The sequence below is a fragment of the Leptolyngbya sp. FACHB-8 genome (genome assembly GCF_014695575.1).
GTDB lineage: Bacteria > Cyanobacteriota > Cyanobacteriia > Elainellales > Elainellaceae > Vacuolonema.
Map to the genome: position 1 here is coordinate 124,808 of NZ_JACJOO010000059.1, position 25,746 is coordinate 150,553.

Consider the following 25,746-nt stretch of genomic DNA (forward strand, 5'->3'; position numbering starts at 1 on the left):
CAAAGATTGGGGCCAAATGGAGTTAGCCGATGGATCAACAGCTTATCCAAACATTAGTCAATGGGGTGGCCGTGGGCAGCATTATTGCCCTGGCAGCCGTGGGATTAACCTTAACCTATGGCATTTTACGACTGGCAAATTTTGCCCACGGGGACTTGATGGCCCTGGGTGCCTATTTCACATGGACAGCCAATGCGCTGGGGATCAACATCTGGCTAGCGACGGTCGTAGGTGCATTGTTGACGATCGCCGTCGCCCTGCTCCTCGAAAAAATCATATGGTCGCCCATGCGCGATCGCCGCGCCTCATCTACGACCTTAATCATCATTTCGATCGGCCTCGCCCTGTTCCTCCGCAACGGCATCATTCTGGCCTGGGGAGCCGCTAACCAGCAGTACGATTTGCCCGTGCTAGCGGCCCTCAACCTCGGTGGCATCCGTATCACGATGACTCGGATTATTGTGGTGGGTTTGGCGATCGTCGCCATGCTGGGGATGCACTACCTGTTACAGCACACCAAGGTCGGCAAAGCGATGCGCGCGGTCGCCGATAACGTTGACCTGGCGCGAGTGACCGGCATTAATGTCGATCAAGTCGTGATCTGGACATGGATTCTGGCCGCAGGACTCACCTCTATTGCAGGCTCCATGTATGGACTGATTACAGCCGTCCGTCCCGACATGGGATGGTTCCTGATTCTGCCCATGTTTGCGTCGGTGATTCTGGGGGGTATTGGCAATCCCTATGGGGCGATCGCCGGCTCCTACGTCATCGGCATTGCCCAAGAACTTAGCACCTACCTGTTCTCAGCAGAATACAAGCTGGCAGTAGCCCTGGTGCTGATGGTAGCCGTGCTGTTGATCCGACCCCAGGGGATTTTTAGAGGCACAATGTAGTCTTTGTGAAATGGGTGCCACCCACAAATGGCACTGAAATAAGCCCAAACCTACGTTAGAGAAAGGCCGGGGTCTGCTTCAAAACCCCAGCAAAGCGAAGCGACCTGACACCTCCTATGCAAAACCTCCTTGCCGAGGGGGGTCTGGGGGGACGGGCAGCCGTCCCCCCAGTCGGGGGGTTTGGGGGGCGACGCGCCCCCAAGCCAGGTTTATGCAAGCATCCCAGCTTATGTCAGTGCCATTCGTGCTACTCACCTAATTTCAGTAACCCAAATTCAAAATAAGCCGAAGTGCCCATTTTGCGCGCGTTAGCACGCAAAATGGGCGTTTTCAAGAACGGCACGAAGCGCCGCCCTCGAAAACACCGTCAGCTCAAACTGAGATTCCGTAGAAAGCAAAAAAATCCCCCAGAGCAGAGATCCAGGGGAAACAAAGGCATTCGTTAATCCAAAAGGATTATTGAATAATTCCAAAATAATAAGCCGCCACGAGGAAGTTAATAGCCAGGAGCAGCAAGGCCCAGCCAGCGCGGAAAGTATAAGGGGGCTTCTTAGTTTGTGCTTGTTTGGAAGTCATTGCGATTGTCCTTAAAAATCAATTCAACCGTGAACCTCTGTCGCCATTATTAACCAACCTGTACCCATTGCTACGCTCACAGACAAAACTCAATATTTTGGAATAATTTTGCCTGGCAACTGCTCTGTAGATGGGCGCAAGCTAAGTGTGCTCCTATCTACAAATCTGGACGGATGATTACGCCTCTTCACCAGCATGGTAAGAGCTCCGCACCAATGGTCCCGATCGCACATGGGAAAAGCCCATATCCCGAGCGATCGCCCCCAGGTGCTCAAACTCCTCGGGTGCCCAATACTTCTGCACCGGCAGGTGATCCAGTGAGGGGCGCATGTACTGGCCTAAAGTGAGGCGATCGCACCCTACCGTTCGCAGATCTTGCAGAGCTTCAACGATTTCAGTCTCAGTTTCGCCATGGCCCAGCATCAGACCAGATTTGGTGGGAATCGTAGGGTTCAGTTCCTTCACGATGGCAAGGACATGGAGCGATCGCTCATACTTAGCGCCCCGACGCACCACGCCCTGCAGCCGTTTTACCGTTTCCACATTGTGGTTATAGCAGGCAGGGTTTGCAGTAACTACCTGGGTCACTCGCTTCCGCTGACCCGCTTCGCCTGACAATCCACCCCAAAAATCGGGAGTTAACACTTCGACCTGAGTCGCTGGATTAACCTGGCGAATGGCTTCCATAGTTTGCACAAACCAGTTGGCACCTCCATCTGCCAGGTCATCCCGTGCCACAGAGGTCAGGACCACATAACGCAAGCCTAGGAGCTGCACTGCTTCTGCCACTTTCTGAGGTTCCTGCGGGTCGAGAGGCATCGGTGCATGCCCCTTATCCACCTGACAAAAAGCACAAGAGCGCGTACAGGTCGGCCCCATCAGCAGAAACGTTGCAGTCCCGCTGGCATAGCACTCGCCCCGATTGGGACAACGCCCTTCCTCACAAATCGTGTGGATTTGCCGCTGCTTGATAATTTGTTGTACCGTTGACAATTCGCTGGCCTTACCGATAGGCCGACGTAACCAGGCAGGCAATTGCACCAGGGTAGGGCGCTTTTCGTGCGGCGCTTCGCTAACACCAGAAGAGGCGTTGCCAGTGGAAATGGAATCAGGGGGAGTCATGGAGCAGACTAGGTTTTTGTCTTCCTGTCAATCTATCGCTGTTTAACGTGAAGCGGTGTCAAATGTCAGAACCAGTCTAATATTTTTGAAGATTTTAGGTGAGCAACATGCAGCATTGCATGGTGGGCTACAGCCTGAGTTGATCTGGTTAGGACGTTTAGTTTTTGAGAAGCTACACGGAGCGCAGTTTTTCAAAAGTTAAACTGTCCTAGTTCCGGATGCATAGCGCTATACAACTGTAAGTTGGAGTTGCACTGCTAGCAAAAGCGTGCTGTAAAGCCGCTAGCAAGAATGTTTTTTGTGCGCCTCACGCACAAAAAACATTCTCTAAAACAGATTCTGGAAGCGCTGACGAGCTTTGTCTAAGGCCCTTTGTATTCGATCAAGCGGCTGGTCTTACCCAGCAGGCGATTGCGATAAAACTGGAGCTGCCCCAACACATTCGGAAATTTGCCCAAAACGCAGGAACCCGCATACAGTGCTGCATCGCTGTTGGATAGCCCAGTGCTCTGCATATAGCGGTAAATCTTGTAAACCATTAAGCCATAGCCCAACAGTAGTACCAGGCTCAGACCATGGGTCAAGAAGGCCAATGCGATCGCCCCGCCGGGAATCACTAATCCCCACAGCCAATTGCTGCGCGTTTCCCTCACCCAATGCCGCTCCGGTGGCTGACCATGCAAGGAAGAGCCTTCTGCATAGGCATGGCCTGCCCGCAGCGATCGCTTCCACCACTGCCCAAATCGTGTCATCTGGGCATCGTGCAGGGTCATCTCCGCATCCAGGCGGTAAATCTTCCAGCCCTGCTGTCGGAGCCGCACACACAGTTCGGGTTCCTCTCCAGCAATCAGAGCGGGATTGTAACCGCCTGCTTTTTGCACCGTCACAATCCGCATCAAGGCATCGCCACCACAGGCTTTCGCCTCCCCAACGGGAGTGTTCCACTCAATGTCACAAAGCCTGTTGTAAATCGTCTGTTCCGGGAAGCGTTCGCGACGGCGACCGCAGACGACCGCCCACTCAGGGTTCGTGTCTAAAGCTTGTTGTGCGGTTTCGAGCCAGCCCTCAACGACCTCGCAATCCCCGTCGACGAATTGCACATAGGTCAAATCAGGACAGAGGGTCAGCAATCGTTCCAGCCCGGCATTACGAGCCCGAGCTGCCGTAAAAGGAATGGAGAGATCCAGATCCACCACATCAGCGCCCAGGTTGCGCGCCATCTTGACACTGCCATCCGTTGAGCCCGAGTCTACATACACCACCTGCCGAACTCGACCGATGACCGACTTCAGACACTGCTGCAGGCGATCGCCCTCATTACGCCCAATGGCGACTACGCCAATCTCACTCACAGGGTTCTTCTCCTGATGCACGATGTTGCATGAGTAGGTATTTTCCTCAGTGTTCCCTGATTGAGCGGGGAGGTGATCACGGTTTCCCTACCTGATTGGATCGGCCATCCCGTCCCCCCAGATAAAATTCCTCACGCTAGAGTTGGAGAATACGTTGCAAGTCCACTCAACTATGACTAAGGCGGTCTTTTCGGATAAGCAGTTTTGGAACAAGCTGACTCGCTTTGCCACCAAAGCGGGACGTGAAGTGGTGGAAAAAGCGTTGACTCTGTATTTTGCCGCCCAACGACCTGAAACACCTCTCTGGGCCAAAACAGTCATCTATTCCGCACTGGCCTATTTTGTTCTGCCGATGGATGCCATCCCCGATGTCACTCCAATCGCTGGGTTCGCCGATGATCTGGGCACCCTGGCCGCCGCTCTAGCCACCGTCGCAATGGCTATCACCCCGGAAATCAAAGAGACCGCTCATCAAAAAGTGGTCGATTGGTTTGGAGAAGAGCTTCCTGAAGAAGAGGAGCCCATGCCAACCGATGATCCCATTCGCGTCATCACTATCGATTAATGCTGCCGGAAGGGATGCTCCGTGTCCCCGTCATCACATCTGCGTGAGCGTGTTGATTAAGCAGCAACTCTCGTTTTGGAATGAAGCCCCGAAATAGCCTACCTTCGATAGGCTGTTTCAGGGCTTTAAGCTCATCAGGAGAACTACCGTGATTCAGGGCAGATGGGAAAGGGGCACTTCGTGCCCCTTTCCCCGCATCCTGTCCACAGGCTTGAAACATCACCGGCAGTAGCGCTGAATCAACACGCTCAACGTTATAGTGATAATGTTCTGCTACACAGGCGGAGGACTGGAAACATGGTGCGAATTGCAGTGGTGGACTATGACATGGGAAACCTGCATTCGGCCTGCAAAGGATTGGAGAAGGCGGGTGCCACAACCCTGGTAACTGACGTGGCCCGCGATCTAGAGCAAGCCGATGCGGTTGTGCTACCTGGCGTGGGAGCATTTGACCCAGCGATTCAGCATTTGCGATCGCGCGATCTAATCCATCCTATCCGTGACGTCATTGCTAGTGGCAAGCCTTTCCTGGGTATCTGCCTGGGTCTGCAAATTCTTCTAGAAGGCAGCGAAGAGGGACGCGAAGCAGGTCTGGGTATTGTGCCTGGCATGGTACGACGCTTCCGCCCAGAACCCGGAATTACGATTCCCCATATGGGCTGGAACCCACTGCAAGTAGTGCAGTCGGATCTGACCCTATGGCAGGAGCTACCTAACCCCTGGGTGTACTTCGTACATTCCTTCTATGCCGACCCAACAGATCCAGTCGTCGTTGCGGCAACCGTTACCCATGGCAGCCAAACGGTGACGGCAGCGATCGCCCGCGACAACCTGATGGCCGCCCAATTCCACCCTGAGAAATCCTCGACGACAGGTCTGAAAATTCTCGCCAATTTCGTAACGCTGGTGCAGCAGAAACAGCTTGCGGGGGTTGCCTCCTAACTCGTTTTTTGTGCGCTTTGCGGACGAGAAACAATCTTGAAACCATTGATGTTTCGTGTTCTATGCACACGAAACATCAATTCTGTCTTTAGACCCCTATTTCTAAATCCATGAGTTTGCGCGTCTACGGGAACCGCCCTCTCAAAACGTTACCGGGGCAGGCAACCCGTCCAACTCCGGCACGAGTACGGGAAGCGCTATTCAACATCTGGCAGGGAGCCATTCCAGGGTGCCGCTGGCTGGATCTGTGTAGTGGCATCGGAGCCATGGGTGCAGAAGCCCTGGGTCGAGAGGCCGCTGAAGTGGTGGGCATTGAACAATCAGCAAAAGCCTGCACAGTGATTACCGAAAACTGGCAGCGCATTGCCCAATCTGGGCAACGATTTCGACTGCTACGGGGGGATGTTGTGCAAAAGCTGCCAACCCTGAAAGGGCAAAGCTTCGATCGCATCTACTTTGACCCACCCTATGCCAGCGAGCTCTATCTGCCCGTCCTTCAAATTATTGGTCGAGACCACCTGCTGGCTCCCGATGGGGAATTAGCCGTAGAGCATGAGCCCAAACGCTGGTCAAAGGAAGCCTGGGCGGAGTTACTGGCACAAGTAATGCCCCTGGCGGTATGCCGGGAGAAAGTTTATGGCAATACTGCGGTCACTTTTTTTGCTCTGGACAGCCCATAAAGAAGTACGCCTCACAGTGGAGTACCTTCCAAAACAAAAGCGCCGGGGCGATCGCCCTGGCGCTTTTTAAATACAGATTGCAAACCAGAGGCTTACAGGCCAAGCTGGTTACCACGACGGTATTGCAGGTAAGCCGCAACAAACAGCCCTGCCAGCGTGATGGGAATCAGCCCCAGAACGATACCAGAAAGTAAGGGTTCGACCACAGTATGCTCTCCTTAAGAATCACCTTGATCTTATAGCAAGATGCTCATCGAGAAAATGGAGCCTTCGAGTTCCCAGCAATTCTCAGTATGGAATTAAGCCCGAAAACCGCTTGCCGAAGGCAAGCGGTTTTCGGGCTTCAAAGCCAAGATTGCGCGCCTGACGGGCGCGTAATCTTGGCTTTGAAGCTCATAATGAGAACTGCTGTCGAGTTCCAGACCTAGGGGAAAATGCTTCGCAGCTTAGCCCCTATCCTGAAATGGCAGACGTTACAGAACTTTAGATCCGCAAGAGTTCTTTACGCCAATACTTCACACACCGACACAGTTAACAGAGATATCTATATAAAGGCATAGCTTAAAATAGAAAATTGAAGGCACTGATAAAACGGCAAAAGCCCAAAATACGCCTTATCAGGCTCCAAAAACCAGTTGTTTTGACAGCTTTGCGGAATCTCTGCCCAATGGATGAGGCCGTACACATATTAAATAAATCTGTGTAATCTCCTCATGCTATGCAAAAAACCTTAATCTAAGTTATAGATTGAGAAACACTCCACCCACCTGGCTTTGACTAGAGAACTCTTGGATAAACAACAGGTAATGGACAACCGGGCCGAAAGCGTGGCATCTTCGTCATCCTTTCCCATCCGGCAAGTGATGTCCGTTCTCTTTGGGATTCTGGCCATTGTCAGTATTACGATCGCCGGAATCCATTTTGTTGACCGCGCTGATCCCTATGCGCGGGATGTTTTGTCGCTGCATGGCGATGCCAGACGGGGTACGGAGATTTTTCTAATGAACTGTGCCACTTGCCATGGTGCTTATGGCAAAGGGGAAGTTGGGCCCAGTTTACAGAACGTCTCTTCGCGTAAGTCTAAGGTTGGGCTGATTCGTCAGGTTGTAAGTGGCCGCACGCCACCCATGCCTCAATTTCAACCCACTCCCCAAGATATGGCCGATCTGCTTAAATTTCTCGAAACGCTATAAAAGTTTAATGACCCGTAATCCTTTAAGTAAGCCATCTAGCGATGCTGAGGTAGCTTACTTAAGGGACTTACATATTTTTGTCAGGTCTAGTGCATTACTTATATATGGGCAGGGCTTTGCTCCGTTCTCCCTCGCGTACAAGCTATTTGGCCTAGATTTTTATACTTGAGTGCAATGGGCATCAAGCACTACTCGAATCTTCGAAGCGATAACCTACGCCGATCACAGTTTTAACAAAGACGGGGTTAGAAGGGTCCGGCTCAATCTTCTTGCGCAGCCGAGCAATATGAGTGTCTACCACCCGTTCATCCCCAAAGAAGTCACTGCCCCAGAGCTTTTCAATCAACTGAGCCCGGTTCCAAACGCGACCGGGGTAACTGACAAAGGTAGCCAACAGGTCAAATTCCAGAGTTGTCAAATCTAGTGCCTCAATCTCTTGCGACAGCAGATGACGTTGGGCCAACCGCTGGTCTAAATCCACCGTAAAGTGTGGCGTCTGGTAGGTGTGAGACTGCCCACCCTGGCGCAAATTACGCCGTAGCAGTGCCCGCACCCGAGCGACCAATTCGCGGGGGCTAAAAGGTTTCACCATGTAATCATCAGCTCCAGTGGATAAGCCGATAATCCGATCCATCTCATCCCCTTTGGCCGTCAGCATCAGGATGTAGGGATCCTTTGCACCAGGTTTTTGACGAATGCGCGCACAAACCTCTAACCCATCCAGCCCGGGTAACATTAGATCCAAAATGATGAGGTCCGGCTTCACCTCATGGAACAGTTGCACAGCACTAAGGCCATCGCGACAGGCACGACAGGTAAACCCTTCTTTTTCCAAATAAAGCTGAATCAATTGAGCAATCTCAGCTTCATCTTCAACAATCAGAATATCCATGGCTCTGGTAACTTTAGCCCTTGAGGCCGTTGCTGAACGTATGCTAGCAAAGGAAGACGTGTTCTTAAATAAGGGGTTTCCGAATGGCATTATCGGGTATCTACCAAAGCTCAAAGCCTTCATGTTGTAGATACTACGCTGCAATACGAAGGCTTTAGGCTTTGACAGGAGGAGGTTCTTTAATGCGCTGGGAGATAGGTAAACAAGTCTGCTAGACTTGCGAAGATTCGTTTGCGTCGGCGTGTTCCATCAGACTCAGGGGACAGGGAGGGGCGATGACGACAACTCAATTTTCTGAATTGCGTAGTCTAGAGAAACAGTTGCAAGAGAACCTGCGGGCCGTCTTGCCTGAGAGCTTGCACTGGCCTGTGCAATGCGCGGCAAAGGAAGGAAAATTGTTGGTGGCAGTGCAGCATGCGCCTCAAGAGCGCGTCAATCAGTCGCTGGTCTTCAAAGTTCTAGAAATGGCTATGCGGCAAGAGCCAAGTATTCAAGCTTGGATGGCGCGATCGCCCGACCTCTATGCCGTCCACTTCTATGTACGGCGGCTAGGTGAGATAGAGCCCTATGGCTTTTACCGAATGGCCTGGGACTCGGTCTTTTCCAGCGATGGGATTGCTTCCGCTCCCACTACAGGCATTCCACCCTTTTCTCCATCCCCGGCAATTCATCCCATTTCGACAGATCCCCAGTCTGATCTGCCAGAATCCCCAGCCTTGGCAAGCCCGGCATTCTTAACAGTATTACCGACCCCCACGGATGAACCGCGGCTGGAGGTGGTCGATGTTGAAGCCACAGAAATTCCGGTGCGGTGGCGGTTGCCCTGGAAGCGGGTGCGAATTCCTCGTATGGTAGTAGCGGGAGCGATCGCCGCTGCCGCCATGCTGACCGTTGGTGGAACCTACGCCCTGACACGGCCCTGCGTTGTAGGCCGTTGCACTGCCCTGGACACGGCCCAACAGTTACAAACCACCGCCTCTGAGAAGATGACCGCTGGGAAGTCGGCCCAGGATGTGGTCGCTGCTTATGAGTCTTTGGTGGAGGCGAGTTATCTACTGGCTCGCATTCCCTCCTGGTCACCCCACTACGAAGTGGCTCAGGGATTGCTGAACACCTATGAGATCGATGCCCAAAAACTAGAACGGGTGGTACTGGCTCAGCGTTTAGCTATGCAGGCCGCCGTCAAAAGCCAAAACCCGCCCCATCCCCTCTCTGTATGGCGTGAGGTGCAACAGGGTTGGCGGGCCGCGATCGCCCAACTCGAGAACGTCCCCCAAAACAGCCCCGTCCATGATTTGGCGCAATATAAGCTCAAGGAGTATCGGGCTAATTTAGGCCAGATTGATCTTCGCATTCGGCGCGAAGTGGAGGCCCAGGAGCGGGTCACGATGGCTCGCAAAGCCGCGAAAGAAGCTGAAACACGACAAAGCATCGCCCAATCTGATGAAGGGTTGGAGCGCATACGGGCCACCTGGCAGTCGGTGCTGGCAATATTGGCTCAGGTCCCCAATGGAACAATGGCCTATGCCGAAGCGCTGCAACTGTCAGAACTCTACCGTCCTCAGTTACAGGCCGCAGAAGATCGTCTGCGGTTAGAAGGCCAAGCCAACAATCGCTACGACCGCGCGATCGCCCTCGCAACGGCTGCCCAGGCCGCTGAACGCCGCAATCAATGGGGAGAAGCGGTCGCACAGTGGCAACTGGCCTTAGCCCAACTCCAGCAGCTAGAAAAAGGCAGCACCGCCTTTGAGCGGGGGCAATCTCTTAAGGCCTCCTACCAGGCAGCTTTGACCAATGCTCAGGAACGTCTGCGGGTTTCCAGCGCCCTTCAAGCCGCACTTCAAGAACTGGATCCCCTCTGCGGGGGTCAGCCCCGCGCCTGTACCTACGAACCTGTTGATAATCGGGTACAAGTCCGCATGACCCGAGCCTATGAACAGGCGCTCGACCAGGCTATGGCCAATTCTGGTGCTCCGCTCGACGATACCACTCGCATGAGCTATATGAATCCACTACTACAGGCGATCGCCTCCGTAGGAGAGTTCAGCAACGCTCCGATCGAGCTTTACGAAGCCGAAGGAAATCTCTTTGGGATTTATGATCCGCAGATGAATGGATTTGTACCCCAGTTGAACCGATAGGATTTTGTGCTGTACCAGATACGGCACAAATTCAGGGCTTACGCGCCCACCATATTTGGCACATTTGTGTTGGGCGTGCGAAGCACACCCAACACAAATGTGTAAGTTCTGACTAATGGCGTGTAAATTGGGCTGCCCCATTAAAAAACTGCCGGTAGATACCTTGGGTCACCAGCAGGCTGGCGAGTAAATCTACAAATGCCAGCATGAACATAATCAGCATTTGATAGAGGGCGGCATTGAAGGGATCAGCCCCGGCCAGTATTTGCCCGGTAATAATGCCGGGAAGGGTGACGATACCAATGACCGTCATGGCATTCAGGATGGGAATTAAGCCCGCCTGAATCGCATCGTTACGGTACTGCTGCGTTGCTTGAGCAGGGGTAGCACCGAGGCTCAGGTGTGTTTCAATTTCTATTTGGCTACTGTTGAGATTGGTGACCAGGCGTTCCCCGGCGATCGCCGCTGCATTCATCGCATTTCCTAACAGAATGCCGGCCAGGGGAATCAGGTATTGAGGATCAAACCAGGGTTGGGGACGAATCACCAACAGGTGAACATAGGCCAGAGTCAGAGTTGTGGTGCAGAACAGCACTCCACCAAGTAAGGGTAAGAGCTGGGGGAGCTTGCGGCTAATCCGGTTACGGGCCACCACCGTCGCCGTAAACATCATGACCCCAATAATTGCCAGCACCAGCCAGGAGTTTTGGATACTGAAGGCGACCGCCAGAAAGTACCCCACTGCCAATAGTTGAACAATGGTACGTCCCGTAGCAACTCCCAGCTTCCATTCGAGGCCCAGGTGTTGCCACAGAGAGAGCCCCACAGCGATGACCATTAAGCCCAAAGCCCACCCCAGCCGCGCCAAATCGAGTTGGATTGTTTCCTCCACCCTATGCCTCCACACCCTTGCGAGACGCGAGTATACCAATTCCACAGGGAGATGCGTCAAGTGCATCCCACTTTTGTCAGCAATTCTCAGTATGGGTTTCAAAGCTGAGAGTTTGTGCCCGAAGGGCACGAACTCTCAGCTTTGAAACCCGAAAATAGCCCGCCTTCGGCGGGCTATTTTCGGGTTGGATTTCAAAATGAGAATTGCTGCACTTTTGTAGGTGAGGTAGTTTTTGCCCACCTCACCTACAAAAGCCCGTCCACTCAAAGTGGATGGGGATGGGGTGAAAGGGGCACCTCGTGCCCCTTTCACCCCACCGCCTAGAACATCAATCCAAAATGAGAATTGCTGAACCCCTGTGCCGTAGAACCTATAAGTGAAGGATAAAACTGCCAGTTGGAAAACTGGCACCTGAAACTGTCCACCCAGGAGATACGTCAATGCGCCAAATCTGGGAATATAGCGAGGGATTACCCGATGGGCGAGAAGAATTCCATGAATCTAACCCGCCCCTTGCCCCCAGCTCCCATGGGTGACCAGGTCACAATCCAGGCAAATTCCAGGATTGGGTGAACGTCCTCGTTATTGGTAAATTGGCGTGAATTTTATTCCCCCCTTTGATCTGACCCGGCAATATCGAATTATTGGTGATGAACTGAGTAGCACTGTGCTGGAGGTTCTGGCTTCGGGCAAGTATATTAATAGCCCTATTGTTCAGGCCTTTGAAGAAGAATTTGCTGCTTACACCGGCACAGCCTATTGCGTTGGCTGTAACTCCGGTACTGACGCGCTCTACCTGGCCCTACGCGCCCTCAACATTGGCCCAGGGGATGAAGTGATCACCACGCCTTTCAGCTTCTTCGCCACTGCCGAAACCATTAGTGCCGTTGGGGCTACGCCGGTCTTTGTCGATATCGAGGCGGATTCGTTTAACATCGACCCCACGGCCGTTGAGGTCGCCATTACCTCCCGCACCAAAGCGATCATGCCGGTTCACCTGTTTGGTCGTCCGGCAGATATGACCCGGCTGATGGCGATCGCCCAATCCCATCAACTTCCGGTGATCGAAGACTGTGCCCAGGCTACAGGAGCCTGTTGGGATGGACAAAAAGTCGGTAGCATCGGGCTCATCGGGTGCTTCAGCTTCTTCCCCACCAAAAACCTGGGGGGTGCTGGCGATGGGGGAGCGATTACAACCCAGGACCCCGAGATCGCCGATCGCATCCGTATCCTAAAAGAGCATGGCAGTCGCGCCCGCTACTACCACGAAGCCATCGGCATCAACAGTCGGTTGGATGCGGTGCAGGCCGCTGTGCTTCGAGTCAAGCTGCGGTACCTGGAGGGGTTCAACTGGCAACGGGATGCGATCGCTCATCGCTATCACGAGTTACTCAGCCACCTACCTGGCATTGTTCCTCCGGCGAATACCGTAGGTGGACGCAGTGTTTGGAACCAATACACCATCCGCGTGTTGAGCGAGGGGAAAGAGGGACGGCGCGATCGCCTGCGCCAGCAGCTTCAAGACCAGGGCGTCAGCTCCATGATCTACTATCCCGTTCCGCTCCACCAGCAATCGGTTTATCAGCATCTCAACTACACCCCGGGCCAACTACCCGTCACGGAGCAAGTAGCCCAGGAAGTGCTCTCCCTACCGATGTTTCCTGAGCTGACCGCCGAGGAACAGGAGCACATCTACTATGTGCTGAAAGGGAGCCTGTTGGATTAATTGGGCCAATCTCATCCATGGATATAGCCTTAATGAACCTCAGTTCGGGATAAGCTGAAGTGCCCATTTGGTGTGCGAGAAGCGCACACGAAAACCTCCCTTAACCCGAACTCAGATTAATTATTTCAGGACTAACGCAAGTCCCCTATTCGTAGTGCAGTTGTGGTGTGGGTGGGGTGCGAAGCACCCACCCACACCACAACTGCGTAAGTCTTTTATGTTTGAAAAGCCATGCAGAAGGCTTTTCAAACATAACCGGTTACCCGTTTAACTTGGCGGCAACGGTTGCAACCTTCACCCCAATTTCTTCAACCAACTTCTGTTGCTGAGGATCTTTCAAGGTTCCATCTGGATTAAAGGCTTCATAAGCTTTCGTGACCGCAACCTGGTCTGGCAAGACCAGAACACGAATGTTACCGAGAATTGATCGCAAATGAATCAACCCCCGCAATCCACCCAATCCGCCTGGAGAGGCACTCATCAATCCCGCGACCTTATCCGTAAAAGCGGTTAAGGAAAGGGGCGGCTCACCGTCTGTGGGGCGAGATGCCCAATCAATGGCATTCTTCAGCAACGGTGTTACCGAGCTGTTGTATTCGGGTGAAGAAATGAGAAAACCCTGGTGGGATTTCATTAACTCCTTCAGCTTGAACACATTCTCAGGAATTCCCCGCTCCTTTTCCAGATCCTCGTCATACAGTGGCAACGGCAGATCCCGAAAATCCAAATAGGTCACCTCGGCTCCCGCAGTTCTCGCCCCATTGGCGGCAATTTGCACCAGACGCTTATTCAATGACTCTTTCCGGGCGCTGCCTGAAAACGCCAAAATTCGAGGGGTATCACTCATAACAGAAAATTTCTTGACACTGCCCCCGATTATAAAAATCGGAGTGAATCTCTCTGCACATTCTTAAGAAGGAAGTTAGGATTTATTTTCTGTATCAGAAGCTCCAATACAACCACACAATTTTCCTAACCTGAGTTCGGGTTAAGGGCGTTTTCGAGTGCCGCGCGTTGCGCGGCACTCGAAAACGCTCATTTTGGCGTGCGCTTTGCGCACGCCAAAATGAGCACTTCAGCTTATCCCGAACTGAGGTTTCCTACGATTCACGCGTAAACAAACCCTTGACGCACGCTTTAATGCACCACACGGTCCCTCTTCCTAGCAAACTGGATATAACAGGCGTTTTTGCATAACAGTATGTGGAATTTTGGAGAGCGGGGAAGCTGGAACTGGGGCGATCGCACCTACCTGATGGGCATCCTCAACGTCACCCCCGATAGTTTTAGCGATGGGGGCGACTTCAGCACCCTGGAATCAGCCCTGCATCAAGCCCACATCCTTGTACAGAGCGGCTCTGATGTGCTGGATATTGGTGGCCAGTCCACCCGACCTCAAGCCGACGATATTTCCCTGGAAGAAGAACTCCACCGTGTCATCCCGGTTATTCAAAGCATTCGTAAGGGATCTGAGCACCATCCACCACTAACGGTTCCCATATCAGTCGATACGACCAAAGCTGCTGTTGCTCGGGAGGCGATCGCCGCTGGAGCCGATATCATCAACGACATTTCGGGTGCGGTTTACGACCCCGATATGCTGCCCACCGTAGCTGAGCTCGGTGTTCCCATCATTCTGATGCACATGCGGGGTACCCCAAAAACCATGCAGCAGTTGACCCAGTACGACGACCTCATGGGCGACATCTATAATTTTTTGGCACGGCGGATAGAAGCGGCACTTGCCAGCGGTATTTCCCAAACCCACATCGCCATCGACCCCGGCATTGGATTTGCTAAAACCTATGCCCAAAACTTGAAGATTCTACGGGAACTGCCGAAATTGAAAGCACTGGGCTACCCCATTCTGGTCGGCCCATCACGCAAAGCTTTCATTGGTCATATATTGAATCAGCCCGATGCCAAACAACGCGTCTGGGGCACGGCAGCCGCTTGCTATGGGGCGATCGCCGGAGGAGCCGACATTCTACGAGTTCATGACATTCGGGAGATGTACGACGTGTCTCGCGTCGCGGACGCAATCTTAAGAGGATAACCGATACGAGCAGGTCGATAGAACCGAACAACTAGCCACTCTTACTCAAATTCCAACGTAAAGTTTTGTAAAGCAGTCAAGGGCTGGCTCTACTGAAGCTTATTAACTTTTGTATCATAGATGATAGAAGCAAAAACGTTCATCTCTCCTGGAGCCTGGCTAACGTGCTGGAGAGACAGAAGTAAGGGAACACCCCGAAGGAACGTGCCTCATCCTGGTTACGCTTCACTACCTGGAGGCGAAGTTGTTATGTTTACGAACTTGATGGATGTCTTTTCGATCGTTGGAGTTATTGCGATCGCCTGTTCTGTATTAGCGCCTGCTTTAGTCTGGTCGTTGACATATCGTCCACAGCCTTCTGAGCAAGGCTAATCTATGTTCTTTTAGTCACGTAGCCTGATGCAATTAAGTTAGGACAGATTACTTGCTGAAAAGTCGGGCAAAGCACAGCTTTTACAAGAATCCTCCTGGTTCTAAGGGCGTAGTGCTATAAAGCTAAGAAATCCCCAGGTTCTTAAAGAATCTGGGGATTTACCCTATTACGATTAAGCAGAACCACGCCTTTACAGGACACGCTTCAGATATTCCTGTTCCGTTACCAAATCTTGAACCTGTGCCACCCGATCCAAGTACACCTTGCCGCTCAGGTGGTCAAACTCATGTTGAAAAATACGCGCGACAAAATCTGTGAGTTCCTGCCGCACCATTTTCCCATCCCGAGTCATATAGCTAATTTCGATCGCCCGGTAGCGCGGCACTTGCCCCCGCAAGCCCGGAATACTCAAGCACCCTTCCCAATCCACAACAACCTCATCATCGTGGCTGAGGAGTTGAGGGTTGAGCATAATCACAGGCTCCATCAACGGAGCTTGTGGATAGCGAAGATTTGGACGTGATGCCACAATCAGTGCCTGGAGCGATCGCCCTACCTGTGGAGCCGCAATCCCTACACCATTTCCCTCTAGCATCGTCGCCAGTAGCCGATCTAAAAAACCCTGGAACTCCAGATTGTGGAGATCCAAAACAGGTTGCGCAATCTCCCGCAAAGCAGGATTTCCCAATTGAGCAATTTCAAGCAACTCAGGCATAACGGTAAAGTCACTAAAGCTTTAACAGAACACAAGAAGCAGCCCCAACAACACATCACAACTCAGGGGGCCCAACAAGTACTCGTATTGTAAGCACAAGGTTCAAGCAACGTTTTCAACCCGTCATTGGAATATACAAAACCTCTGAGGATATGATCGGCGCATAATACGCAGGGGTGCGGCCAGCAATGCCCATTTTGGCTTTGAAGTCCGTAATGAGAATTGCTGTGGTGCGGCGCAATATAACCCTGCATATTATGGTTCTTCAGCCAGATTTGATAGCGGATTTGATAGTAAGATTAGCCTTGCCCATTTCGGAAGAACTCGCCCATGCCGGGAGCTTGCATCGTTGGTTTAGGCCGCTCTGGAATCGCCGCAGCCCGACTACTTCATCGGCAAGGCTGGACCGTCACTGTCAGTGACTCTGGTAACGCAGATACCTTGCAACAAACCCGACAACAACTCGAAGCCGAAGGCATTACAGTCCTACTGGATCACCGCTTCACCCCCGATCCCGCCTTCCAACAGGTTATCGTCAGCCCCGGCGTCCGATGGGATCTCCCTGCCCTCCTACAGGCGCGCGAGCAGGACATCGAAACCCTGGGCGAAATGGAACTAGCCTGGCGATCGCTCCCCAATTCCCCCTGGCTTGGCATTACCGGCACCAACGGCAAAACCACAACCACGGCCCTGATTGCTGCCATCTTCCAGGCTGCGGGCCTGTGCGCCCCTGCCTGTGGCAACATCGGCTTTGCCGCTTGCGAAGTCGCCCTCAAAGCTCAGGCTGAGGGCCACTCCCCCGACTGGATTATCGCTGAAATCAGCAGCTACCAGATTGAATCCTCCGCGACCCTCGCCCCCCGCATTGGGGTCTGGACCACGTTCACTCCCGACCACCTCAGCCGCCACTACACCCTGGAAAATTACTACGCCATCAAAGCCAAGCTACTGAATCACTCCCAATCACAAATTTTTAACGGGGATGACCCTTATCTGCGGCAAGTCGCTACATCCTGGCCCGACGCCTATTGGACTAGCGTGACCGGCAAAGATACCCTACCGGGCCAACCCACACGGGGAGCCTGGATTGAGGATGGCTGGGCGATCGCCATGGGGGCTCCCATCGTCCCCGTCTCGGCCCTCCGTATGGTCGGTAGCCACAACCACCAAAACTTGCTGATGGCTGTCCTGGCTGCGAAGCTGGCTGGCATTGAAACGGAAGCGATCACCCGGGCCATTGAGACCTTCCCCGGTGTAGCCCATCGCCTGGAACATATCTGCACCTGGCAGGGCGTTGCTTTCATTAACGACAGCAAAGCCACCAACTACGATGCCGCTGAGGTTGGATTAACAGCCGTCGAAGCTCCAGCCATCCTCATTGCCGGGGGCGAAGCCAAAGATGGCGACGACACTGGGTGGCTCAAAACTATCCAACAAAAAGCGGCCGCTGTGCTTCTCATTGGTAGTGCTGCTCCAGCCTTTGCCCAGCAGTTAGAATCCATAGGGTACACTACGTACGAGATTGTAGAAACGATGGATCGGGCGATCGCCCGCAGCACAACCCTGGCTCAGCAATACAACGCCCGTGTTGTACTTCTTTCTCCGGCCTGTGCCAGCTTCGATCAATACCAGAGTTTCGAGCATCGTGGCGACCACTTCCGCGAACTGTGTAAAGCAGCACTAGTCTAGCCCCGGCCTCTACCAAACCGGCCCCACCGTTTTTCCGTGACAAAGCTTTGCTTTGTCGTGCCCGCCATAAACCTGCTTACTGCGCCACTTGGTGTAGAAAGTTCCATTTACCCCGTACAGCGACGCAACCACCTTTTTTCTGAAGGGCTTTAAGAAACAGGTTCATCGAGAAAAACTTCGTTGGATTTGCGTTGCGATCGCTACATATCCCCCACAATGCGTTACCACTAAAGACGATGGGAGCCGTGTGCCCACCCCTGATACTCCATTCCCATGCGAAACCATTTCAACAAGCTCGTTCGCGATCGCATTCCTGACTTAATTCGGGCCGCAGGTAAAACTTGCGACACCGAGGTGCTGTCAGAAACCGACTACCGCCAGGCTCTCCGTGCCAAACTGATCGAGGAAGCCCAGGAAGTCGCCACGGCCCAGGACGAAGACCTGATCACCGAATTGGCTGATGTTCAAGAAGTTTTGATGGCTCTCATGGCTGCTTACAAGATATCCCCGGAAACTGTCCGCAAAACCCAAATGCTTCGCCGTGAAGCTCGAGGTAGTTTTCGTCAACGCATTCGCCTACTCTGGACGGACGAGAAGCTTTAGTCATCCAAAACGCTCAGTCGATTACAAAAAGCCTAGAACTCAGAGGAAAGATGCGCTAAGCGCATCTTTCCTCTGAGTTCTAGGCTTTCTGAGCATGCAAAGCACATTCAGAAGGCGTATTTGCAATGATTGGCGCTAGATTTTTCTTCTAAGGAGTAAGAAAAATTCACCTTCCCAGGCATACACTGGAGGGCGTGGCTTCTGGATTATCCCCATGAATATCCTGTTTCTGCACAACAATTTCCCTGCCCAATACCGCGAACTGGCAAAAGCTTTGGCCCGTGACCCTAACAACAGAGTGGTCTACGGAACTAAGCACACGGAAGATGTGCAGCTACCCGGAGTCATCAAAGTCAACTATGCTCCCAGTCGTGACCCCCATGCCAGCACCCACCACTATGTTCGCTCCTACGAAAGCGCTGTGCTGCACGGACAGGCGGTCTTCCGATTGGCCGATCAGTTAAAGAAATCAGACTTTGTACCTGATGTCGTTTGTAGTCATGCTGGCTGGGGCAACGGCATTTTTATCAAAGATGCCTTCCCGGATACAGCCTTACTCTCCTACTTCGAATGGTTTGGTCATGCCAAGGGCACTGACGCCGACTTCGATCCAGCCTTTCCATTGGACATGGATGATCATCTTCGCATTCGGGCAGGCAACGCCACCTTACTGGTCGATTTGTACAGTTGCGATCGCGGCATCAGCCCCACCCACTGGCAAAAGTCCCAACTTCCCCCCGAATTCCAATCCAAAATCGACGTCCTCCACGACGGCATTGATACTGACTATTTCTTCCCCGACCCTAACCAGAAGATGTGCTTCCCTGAAATTGGGTTAGACCTTTCCGATGTGGATGAGATTGTCACCTATGTATCGCGGGGAATGGACGCCTATCGGGGTTTCCCACAGTTTATTGAGGCGATCGCCCTACTTCTAGAACGACGGCCTAATTGCCATGTGGTGATTGTGGCAGGCGATCGTATTGCCTATGGCCCCGCTGCCCCCAAAGGCAACAGCTTTAAAGAGGTGATGTTAGAACGGTTCCCCTTGGATATGAATCGGGTTCACTTCCTCGGCACATTACCCTATGGCATCTACAAACTCATCCTGCGAGCATCTTCCGTTCATGTTTACTTGACTCGCCCCTTCGTTCTCTCCTGGTCATTTATGGAATCTCTCTCATCCGGGTGTCTCGTTGTTGCATCTGACACACCTCCTGTTCGGGAGATGGCTCAAGACGGAGTCAATGCATTGTTGGTGGACTTCTTTGATACGAAGGGAATATGCGATCGCCTCGAATACGCCCTGACTCATCAAGACGAACTTAAACCTCTCCGCGAAAATGCCCGCAAAACCATTGTGGACAACTACGCACTATCTGACTTGCTACCAAAGCACGTTAGCCTGATTCAGACGCTAATGCGCCGCTAGGGTAACCAGAGTTCAGGTTATGGCTTTTTGAGGGCGCGCTTTGCGCCCTCAAAAAAGCCCATTTTGGCGTGCGTAAAGCGCACGCCAAAATGGGCACTTCAAGTTATCCCAAACTGAGGTTAGGTATGGTGTTGCCGATACCAGTTGATCGTATTCTGCAACCCTTCTCGGAAGGGAACTTCAGCAACGAAGCCAAAGCGAGCTTTGGCTCGCTCGGTATCCAGGCAACGGCGTGGCTGCCCATTGGGTTTATCCGTTTCCCAAACCAGTTCGCCCTTGTACTCCATCAGTTCGCAAATCAGTTCGATTAAATCTTTGATGGAGATTTCGTAGCCAGTGCCTAAGTTAACAGGATCAGGGTCATTGTAGAGCTGCGTACCCATCACAATGCCTCGGGCCGCATCTGTGGAGTAGAGAAACTCACGGGTCGGGCTGCCATCGCCCCACACAGGGATGGTTTTGTCGCCCCGTTGTTGAGCTTCGTGGACTTTGCGAATCAGGGCCGGAATGACGTGGGAACTGCGAGGGTCGAAGTTGTCTTCGGGGCCGTAGAGGTTGACGGGCAGTAGGTAAATGCCGTTGAAGCCGTATTGCTGACGGTATGCTTCAAGTTGCACGAGCAACGCTTTTTTCGCGACACCGTAAGGAGCATTAGTCTCCTCAGGGTAGCCTGCCCAGAGGTCATCCTCTTTGAAGGGAACGGGGGTGAATTTAGGGTAGGCACAGATGGTGCCAACACAGACGAACTTTTTGACGCCAGCCTGGTACGCCGCATGGATGAGCTGCGTGCCCATCATCAAGTTGTCGTAGAACAGCTCGGCAGGTTTTTCGCGGTTGAGACCAATGCCGCCGACGTGAGCAGCCAGGTGAATGACAACGTCTTGTTGGTCTACAGCACGCTGGCAAGCGTCCATCTGGCGCAGGTCGTAGTCGCGCGATCGCACCACCGTAATCTTGTTCGCATCAGCCCCAGCTTTGCAGAGCTGATCGATCACCTGCTTCCCCAGGAAACCTGCACCACCAGTTACCAAAATTCGTTGCTTGCTTAAATCCAATGCTGTTGCTGTCATGGGGTTCTCCTGATCACGATACGCTGCTGCCAATGCCACGAACGGTGGCTTGGTCCAAAACAGCTTGAATGCTGTGGCCGTTCAGAGGAATCAACCCAAGGGCTTTGAGGTCAGCCTCGACCATCAGGTGAACCAGTTGCTCGAATGTAACGGAGGGTTCCCAACCTAATTTCTGTTTTGCCTTACTGCAATCCCCAATCAAAATATCGACTTCCGCAGGACGCAGATAGCGGGCATCAAATTCTACATAGTTCTGCCAATCCATGTTGACGTACCCGAAAGCCAGGTCTAGAAACTCACGAATGGAATGGGTTTCATTGGTTGCAATGACGTAATCATCGGGTTCATCTTGTTGCAGCATCAGCCACATGGCCCGGACGTAGTCTTTGGCATAGCCCCAGTCGCGCTTGGAGTCGAGGTTGCCCAGGTACATTTTTTTCTGCTGGCCTGCAACAATGCGAGCCAGGGCGCGGGTAATTTTGCGAGTCACAAAGGTTTCGCCACGGCGAGGAGATTCGTGGTTAAACAAGATGCCATTGCAGGCAAACAGGTCATAGGATTCCCGATAATTTACAGTTTGCCAGTGGGCATAGACCTTGGCACAGGCGTAGGGGCTGCGGGGATAGAAGGGGGTTGTTTCTGTCTGGGGAATTTCCTGAACCTTACCATACATCTCTGAAGAGCCCGCCTGGTAAAACTTCACCTGGAGATTCGTGCGACGTTGGTAATCGCGGATGGCTTCTAGAAGGCGCAAGGTACCCATGGCTACCGTATCAACGGTATATTCAGGCGCATCAAAGCTCACTCGAACGTGAGATTGGGCACCCAGGTTGTAGATCTCGTGAGGCTCGACTTCCTCAAGAATGCGGCGGAGGGTCGTGCCATCGGTTAGATCGCCGTAGTGCAGGAACAGGCGGGCATGCTCACTATGCGGGTCTTCATAGATGTGGTCGATGCGATCGGTATTAAAGGTAGACGTACGGCGAATAATGCCGTGAACTTCGTAGCCTTTTTCCAACAGCAGCTCACTTAGATATGACCCATCTTGCCCTGTGATCCCAGTAATGAGTGCCCGTTTCCTGTCTGTCATACCTTAAGTTCCTAGATTGTTCTCGTTCTTAGATGACCAAAAGCCGCAAAAAGTTGCACCGGGATTAAACAGCCAAAACTTCTAGCCCCACTTCAACGTTCCCAGTCCGTCGGGTCGTTTAACCCATTGAGTCTATCATCCAATTTCCACTGCTCACGACGAGCCTTGTGACACGCTACCGTGGGACTATACTCATTAGAAATATTCACATAAATCGGCCCTGGGATCAGGACGTTGAACAGACAGGAGCATGACAAGCATGTTGGAAGCCTATCGGAAGCATGAAGAAGAGCGGGCAGCTTTGGGGATTCCGCCATTGCCCCTGTCCGCTGAGCAGACGTCAGAGTTGTGTGAATTGCTGAAGGCTCCTCCCGCGGGGGAAGAGGAGTTTTTGTTGAGCTTGTTGCGCGATCGCATTCCCCCCGGTGTAGATCAGGCAGCCTATGTAAAGGCTGGGTTCCTGACGGCGATCGCCCACGGTGAAACCACAAGCCCCCTGATCAGCCCTAAAGAGGCTGTGGAGCTACTGGGAACGATGATGGGCGGATATAATGTGCGATCGCTCATCGACCTGCTCAAATCTCCCAATGTCGAACTGGCGGAAACCGCCACCGCAGCCCTGAGCAAAATTTTGTTGGTATATGATGCCTTCCACGATGTGGAGGAACTGGCAAGCTCAGGGAACAGCTACGCACAGCGCGTAATGCAGTCCTGGGCTGATGCGGAGTGGTTTACCAACCGTCCCGAACTGCCTGAAGCGATCACCGTGACAGTCTTTAAGGTGCCCGGTGAGACGAATACTGATGATCTCTCCCCTGCACCCCATGCAACGACTCGTCCTGACATCCCGCTTCACGCAACAGTAATGCTGGAGACTCGCCTGGCGGGTGCGTTGGATACCATTGTCGAGCTGAAGCAGAAAGGGCATCCGCTAGCCTACGTTGGCGACGTCGTCGGTACGGGTTCTTCGCGGAAGTCAGCCATCAACTCGGTGCTGTGGCACATCGGCCATGATATCCCCTGCGTACCCAATAAGCGTGCGGGTGGGGTCATTCTGGGCGGCAAGATTGCGCCTATCTTCTTTAACACCGCTGAAGATTCAGGGGCACTGCCCATTGAGTGCGACGTTACGAAGATGGAAACCGGGGATGTGATTACGATCTATCCCTATAAGGGCGAAATTCAAAATGAAGCGGGGGAAGTAATTTCGACCTTCAGCTTAAAGCCAGAAACTATTTTGGATGAAGTGCGAGCGGGGGGACGGATTCCGTTGTTGATTGGGCGATCGCTCACCGACAAAACTCGCGCCGCTCTGGGTTTAGAGTGCAGCACCGTATTTGTCCGGCCACAGGCTCCTGCTGACAGCGGTAAAGGTTTCACATTAGCTCAGAAGATGGTGGGTAAAGCTTGTGGTCTTCCGGGTGTACGGCCTGGTACTTCGTGCGACCCCATCATGACCACGGTAGGTTCCCAGGACACCACTGGCCCTATGACTCGCGATGAGCTGAAGGAATTGGCCTGCCTCGGCTTTAGTGCAGATCTGGTGATGCAAAGCTTCTGCCATACCGCTGCCTACCCCAAACCTGTCGATATCAAAACTCAGAAAGAACTGCCTGACTTTATCAACTCACGGGGAGGTGTATCCCTGCGAGCTGGCGATGGCATTATTCACTCCTGGCTGAACCGGATGCTCCTTCCCGATACCGTGGGTACTGGGGGCGACTCTCATACCCGCTTCCCCCTGGGAATTTCCTTCCCGGCAGGTTCGGGTCTGGTCGCATTCGCGGCGGCTCTGGGTGTTATGCCATTGGATATGCCGGAGTCGGTGCTGGTGCGCTTTAGTGGAAAACTGCAACCGGGGGTGACCCTGCGGGATGTTGTGAATGCCATTCCCTATGTAGCGATGCAGCAGGGCAAGTTGACGGTCGCCAAAGAGAACAAGAAGAATGTCTACAATGGGCGCATTCTGGAGATGGAAGGGCTGCCCAACCTGCAACTGGAACAAGCATTTGAACTAACGGATGCTTCCGCAGAACGCTCCGCCGCAGGTTGCACCATTCAGCTCAGCCCTGACACCGTAGCGGAGTATCTGCGGTCAAACGTCGCGCTGCTGAAGAATATGGTGGCCCGGGGCTATGGCGATGCCCGCACAATTCTGCGCCGAGTTCGCAAGATGGAGGAGTGGCTGTCGAACCCCAGCTTGATGACGGCCGATGCGGATGCCGAATATGCCGACATTATTGAGGTCAATCTCGACGAAATTAAAGAACCTCTGGTGGCAGCTCCTAACGACCCCGACAACATCAAGTTGATGTCGGAGTGTGCCGGTGATCCCATCCACGAGGTGTTCATTGGTTCCTGTATGACCAATATCGGCCACTACCGCGCCGCTGCCAAGGTGTTGGAAGGAGCTGGCCCCGTGAAGGTGCGTCTGTGGATTGCACCGCCGACCCGAATGGATGAACAGCAACTCCGGGAGGAAGGCTACTACGGTATCTTTGCTGCTGCGGGTGCTCGTACAGAAATGCCAGGATGTTCGCTCTGCATGGGTAACCAGGCCCGTGTCGAAGACGGCGTGACAGTTTTCTCTACCTCCACCCGCAACTTTAATAACCGAATGGGTAAAGGGGCTCAGGTTTACCTGGGCTCAGCAGAACTGGCTGCCGTGTGCGCTCTTCTGGGCCGCATTCCTACGGTCGAGGAGTATATGGAGATTGTGACGAAGAAGATCGATCCGTTTGCTTCGGATCTCTATCGTTACCTTAACTTTGACCAGATCACTGGATTCGAAGACCAGGGGCGTGTGTTGTCGAAGGATGAGGAAGCGAGCCTGGTGGCTTCGATTTAGGTTATCTCGCAGCCATTTTCATTAAGACAAAAAGAGTAGGCCAGCGCAATGCGTTGGCCTACTCTTTTTGTCTTAATGAAAATGGCTACAGCGATAAAAGAGGCGATCGCTTAATCCCATAAGCAGCGCTCTCATCCATACTCTCCAACAGTTGATTTGTGTGTACAATCTCCACAAATCAACTATTTTCTTTTAGGGCAATGGCAAAACGCAAACCGAGTAAAGCGAAGTATCAATGGGTTTACGATCCTCCCAAGGCAGCGAAGCCGAAAGTACCCGAGGAAACGAAACGATTGGTTCAAGAAAAGTTTGACGAGATCATCGAAACTCTATACAAACCTACCTATATCAAACCACCGCCAACCGATCACGATTTCAACTATTTAGTGGATCTCTACGGAAAGTGGTACCGTAATTATTTCTACATTTGCGGTACTTATAATTGCCCCAGCCCACGGGCGATCGCACCATCATTCGAGCATCGGTTCAGCCGTTACGAATATGTTGGCGCCGACCAATTTAACGTAGCCTACATGCGCCATACAGATAAATGGTGGGAATTTTTACAAGGGTTAACGTTGGAGCAGTGTTTAGAAGAAGCTAGAACAAATGCAATTTTGCAGCCCTATTAGATCCTCCTTAAGGTGGTTAGTTTTAGCGTTTTGAAGCTTTGAAGCCAGCTACTCCATGCTAGGTTTATCAATTTGAAAAAGTGGGATGTATCCCCTCATACTTCCTGTACCGCATACTCTACCACCCTTGTCGTAGGGACATTGCGTGGGGAGCATGTCACTTTTTCTATAAGCAATTATGCTTAATCACTGTACAATGGCGAACCAATTAACCCATTCAGGTAAGCACAACGATGAGCTAACACTTGCGGGACGTTTTCA

The 25,746-nt window shown here is 52.6% G+C and carries 25 protein-coding genes and 1 riboswitch; of the genes, 15 read left to right on the top strand and 10 right to left on the bottom strand.

What is annotated here, in order from left to right; genetic code table 11:
- Positions 1-29: 29 nt before the first annotated feature.
- Positions 30-896 carry a branched-chain amino acid ABC transporter permease gene (locus tag H6F91_RS15325; RefSeq protein ID WP_190771101.1) on the top strand — a complete coding sequence of 289 codons (867 nt, stop codon included), beginning with the start codon at positions 30-32 and terminating at the stop codon, positions 894-896.
- 456 nt (positions 897-1,352) lie between these two features.
- Here the strand turns inward: H6F91_RS15325 and H6F91_RS15330 are convergent, their stop codons facing one another.
- The 3 genes from H6F91_RS15330 to H6F91_RS15340 all read right to left on the bottom strand — a co-directional run bounded on the left by H6F91_RS15330 (position 1,353) and on the right by H6F91_RS15340 (position 3,946).
- Positions 1,353-1,472, bottom strand: a complete 120-nt coding sequence (locus H6F91_RS15330; RefSeq protein ID WP_190771102.1) for a photosystem I protein PsaX — start codon at positions 1,470-1,472, stop codon at positions 1,353-1,355.
- Positions 1,473-1,649: 177 nt separating this feature from the next.
- Positions 1,650-2,594, bottom strand: a complete 945-nt coding sequence (lipA, locus tag H6F91_RS15335; RefSeq protein WP_190771103.1) for a lipoyl synthase — start codon at positions 2,592-2,594, stop codon at positions 1,650-1,652.
- A gap of 362 nt (positions 2,595-2,956) precedes the next feature.
- Complete coding sequence (locus H6F91_RS15340) at positions 2,957-3,946, bottom strand: glycosyltransferase (protein WP_190771104.1); 990 nt, start codon at positions 3,944-3,946, stop codon at positions 2,957-2,959.
- 172 nt (positions 3,947-4,118) lie between these two features.
- On the opposite strand from H6F91_RS15340, the gene H6F91_RS15345 reads away from it, so the two are divergent.
- The 3 genes from H6F91_RS15345 to rsmD all read left to right on the top strand — a co-directional run bounded on the left by H6F91_RS15345 (position 4,119) and on the right by rsmD (position 6,133).
- Entirely contained in the window at positions 4,119-4,511 is a 393-nt protein-coding gene (locus H6F91_RS15345) for a DUF1232 domain-containing protein (RefSeq protein WP_190771105.1), read from the top strand.
- Between the two features lie 297 nt (positions 4,512-4,808).
- A complete protein-coding gene (gene hisH / locus H6F91_RS15350) occupies positions 4,809-5,453 on the top strand; it encodes an imidazole glycerol phosphate synthase subunit HisH (protein WP_190771107.1) in 645 nt (214 codons plus the stop codon).
- A 110-nt stretch (positions 5,454-5,563) separates the two neighbouring features.
- On the top strand, positions 5,564-6,133 hold the full coding sequence (gene rsmD, locus H6F91_RS15355; RefSeq protein WP_190771108.1) for a 16S rRNA (guanine(966)-N(2))-methyltransferase RsmD: 570 nt from the start codon (positions 5,564-5,566) through the stop codon (positions 6,131-6,133).
- Positions 6,134-6,225: 92 nt separating this feature from the next.
- Here rsmD and petG read toward each other — a convergent pair whose 3' ends face one another.
- Positions 6,226-6,339: a cytochrome b6-f complex subunit V gene (gene petG, locus H6F91_RS15360; RefSeq protein ID WP_190431032.1), complete on the bottom strand. Its 114-nt coding sequence runs from the start codon at positions 6,337-6,339 to the stop codon at positions 6,226-6,228.
- Positions 6,340-6,921: 582 nt separating this feature from the next.
- Here petG and H6F91_RS15365 point away from each other — a divergent pair.
- Entirely contained in the window at positions 6,922-7,326 is a 405-nt protein-coding gene (locus tag H6F91_RS15365) for a cytochrome c (protein ID WP_242035807.1), read from the top strand.
- A gap of 181 nt (positions 7,327-7,507) precedes the next feature.
- On the opposite strand, the gene H6F91_RS15370 is transcribed toward H6F91_RS15365, so the two are convergent.
- Complete coding sequence (locus H6F91_RS15370; RefSeq protein ID WP_190771109.1) at positions 7,508-8,218, bottom strand: response regulator transcription factor; 711 nt, start codon at positions 8,216-8,218, stop codon at positions 7,508-7,510.
- On the opposite strand from H6F91_RS15370, the gene H6F91_RS28325 reads away from it, so the two are divergent.
- Both H6F91_RS28325 and H6F91_RS15375 read left to right on the top strand, forming a co-directional pair.
- The gene (locus tag H6F91_RS28325; RefSeq protein WP_277874396.1) at positions 8,217-8,348 is read left to right on the top strand and encodes a hypothetical protein; all 132 of its coding nucleotides are present in this window, start codon (positions 8,217-8,219) and stop codon (positions 8,346-8,348) included. The genes H6F91_RS15370 and H6F91_RS28325 overlap by 2 nt on opposite strands.
- 145 nt (positions 8,349-8,493) lie before the next feature.
- Entirely contained in the window at positions 8,494-10,359 is a 1,866-nt protein-coding gene (locus tag H6F91_RS15375; RefSeq protein ID WP_190771110.1) for a hypothetical protein, read from the top strand.
- A 112-nt stretch (positions 10,360-10,471) separates the two neighbouring features.
- Here H6F91_RS15375 and fetB read toward each other — a convergent pair whose 3' ends face one another.
- Entirely contained in the window at positions 10,472-11,251 is a 780-nt protein-coding gene (fetB, locus tag H6F91_RS15380; protein ID WP_347280041.1) for an iron export ABC transporter permease subunit FetB, read from the bottom strand.
- Between the two features lie 598 nt (positions 11,252-11,849).
- Between fetB and H6F91_RS15385 the strand changes: the two genes are divergently transcribed.
- Positions 11,850-12,977, top strand: coding sequence for a DegT/DnrJ/EryC1/StrS family aminotransferase (locus tag H6F91_RS15385; RefSeq protein ID WP_347280042.1), 1,128 nt, complete (start codon positions 11,850-11,852; stop codon positions 12,975-12,977).
- A 259-nt stretch (positions 12,978-13,236) separates the two neighbouring features.
- Here H6F91_RS15385 and H6F91_RS15390 read toward each other — a convergent pair whose 3' ends face one another.
- Entirely contained in the window at positions 13,237-13,824 is a 588-nt protein-coding gene (locus H6F91_RS15390) for an NAD(P)H-dependent oxidoreductase (RefSeq protein ID WP_190771113.1), read from the bottom strand.
- 354 nt (positions 13,825-14,178) lie between these two features.
- On the opposite strand from H6F91_RS15390, the gene folP reads away from it, so the two are divergent.
- Positions 14,179-15,033: a dihydropteroate synthase gene (gene folP / locus H6F91_RS15395; RefSeq protein ID WP_190771114.1), complete on the top strand. Its 855-nt coding sequence runs from the start codon at positions 14,179-14,181 to the stop codon at positions 15,031-15,033.
- Positions 15,034-15,167: 134 nt separating this feature from the next.
- Positions 15,168-15,242: riboswitch (Glutamine riboswitch) on the top strand.
- A 40-nt stretch (positions 15,243-15,282) separates the two neighbouring features.
- On the top strand, positions 15,283-15,405 hold the full coding sequence (locus H6F91_RS28330) for a hypothetical protein (protein WP_277874397.1): 123 nt from the start codon (positions 15,283-15,285) through the stop codon (positions 15,403-15,405).
- Between the two features lie 191 nt (positions 15,406-15,596).
- On the opposite strand, the gene def is transcribed toward H6F91_RS28330, so the two are convergent.
- Complete coding sequence (gene def, locus H6F91_RS15400) at positions 15,597-16,121, bottom strand: peptide deformylase (protein ID WP_190771115.1); 525 nt, start codon at positions 16,119-16,121, stop codon at positions 15,597-15,599.
- A gap of 330 nt (positions 16,122-16,451) precedes the next feature.
- Between def and murD the strand changes: the two genes are divergently transcribed.
- From murD to H6F91_RS15415, 3 genes are all read left to right on the top strand, one after another.
- Positions 16,452-17,810: a UDP-N-acetylmuramoyl-L-alanine--D-glutamate ligase gene (murD, locus tag H6F91_RS15405; protein WP_190771116.1), complete on the top strand. Its 1,359-nt coding sequence runs from the start codon at positions 16,452-16,454 to the stop codon at positions 17,808-17,810.
- Positions 17,811-18,083: 273 nt separating this feature from the next.
- A complete protein-coding gene (locus H6F91_RS15410; RefSeq protein WP_190771117.1) occupies positions 18,084-18,413 on the top strand; it encodes a nucleoside triphosphate pyrophosphohydrolase in 330 nt (109 codons plus the stop codon).
- A gap of 214 nt (positions 18,414-18,627) precedes the next feature.
- A complete protein-coding gene (locus tag H6F91_RS15415) occupies positions 18,628-19,845 on the top strand; it encodes a glycosyltransferase (RefSeq protein WP_190771118.1) in 1,218 nt (405 codons plus the stop codon).
- A gap of 119 nt (positions 19,846-19,964) precedes the next feature.
- Here the strand turns inward: H6F91_RS15415 and H6F91_RS15420 are convergent, their stop codons facing one another.
- Entirely contained in the window at positions 19,965-20,915 is a 951-nt protein-coding gene (locus H6F91_RS15420) for a GDP-L-fucose synthase (protein ID WP_190771119.1), read from the bottom strand.
- 13 nt (positions 20,916-20,928) lie between these two features.
- The gene (gene gmd / locus H6F91_RS15425) at positions 20,929-22,005 is read right to left on the bottom strand and encodes a GDP-mannose 4,6-dehydratase (RefSeq protein ID WP_190771120.1); all 1,077 of its coding nucleotides are present in this window, start codon (positions 22,003-22,005) and stop codon (positions 20,929-20,931) included.
- A gap of 259 nt (positions 22,006-22,264) precedes the next feature.
- On the opposite strand from gmd, the gene acnB reads away from it, so the two are divergent.
- Positions 22,265-24,853, top strand: a complete 2,589-nt coding sequence (acnB, locus tag H6F91_RS15430) for a bifunctional aconitate hydratase 2/2-methylisocitrate dehydratase (protein ID WP_190771124.1) — start codon at positions 22,265-22,267, stop codon at positions 24,851-24,853.
- 200 nt (positions 24,854-25,053) lie between these two features.
- Entirely contained in the window at positions 25,054-25,485 is a 432-nt protein-coding gene (locus H6F91_RS15435; RefSeq protein WP_190771121.1) for a hypothetical protein, read from the top strand.
- The last annotated feature ends 261 nt before the right edge of the window (positions 25,486-25,746 follow it).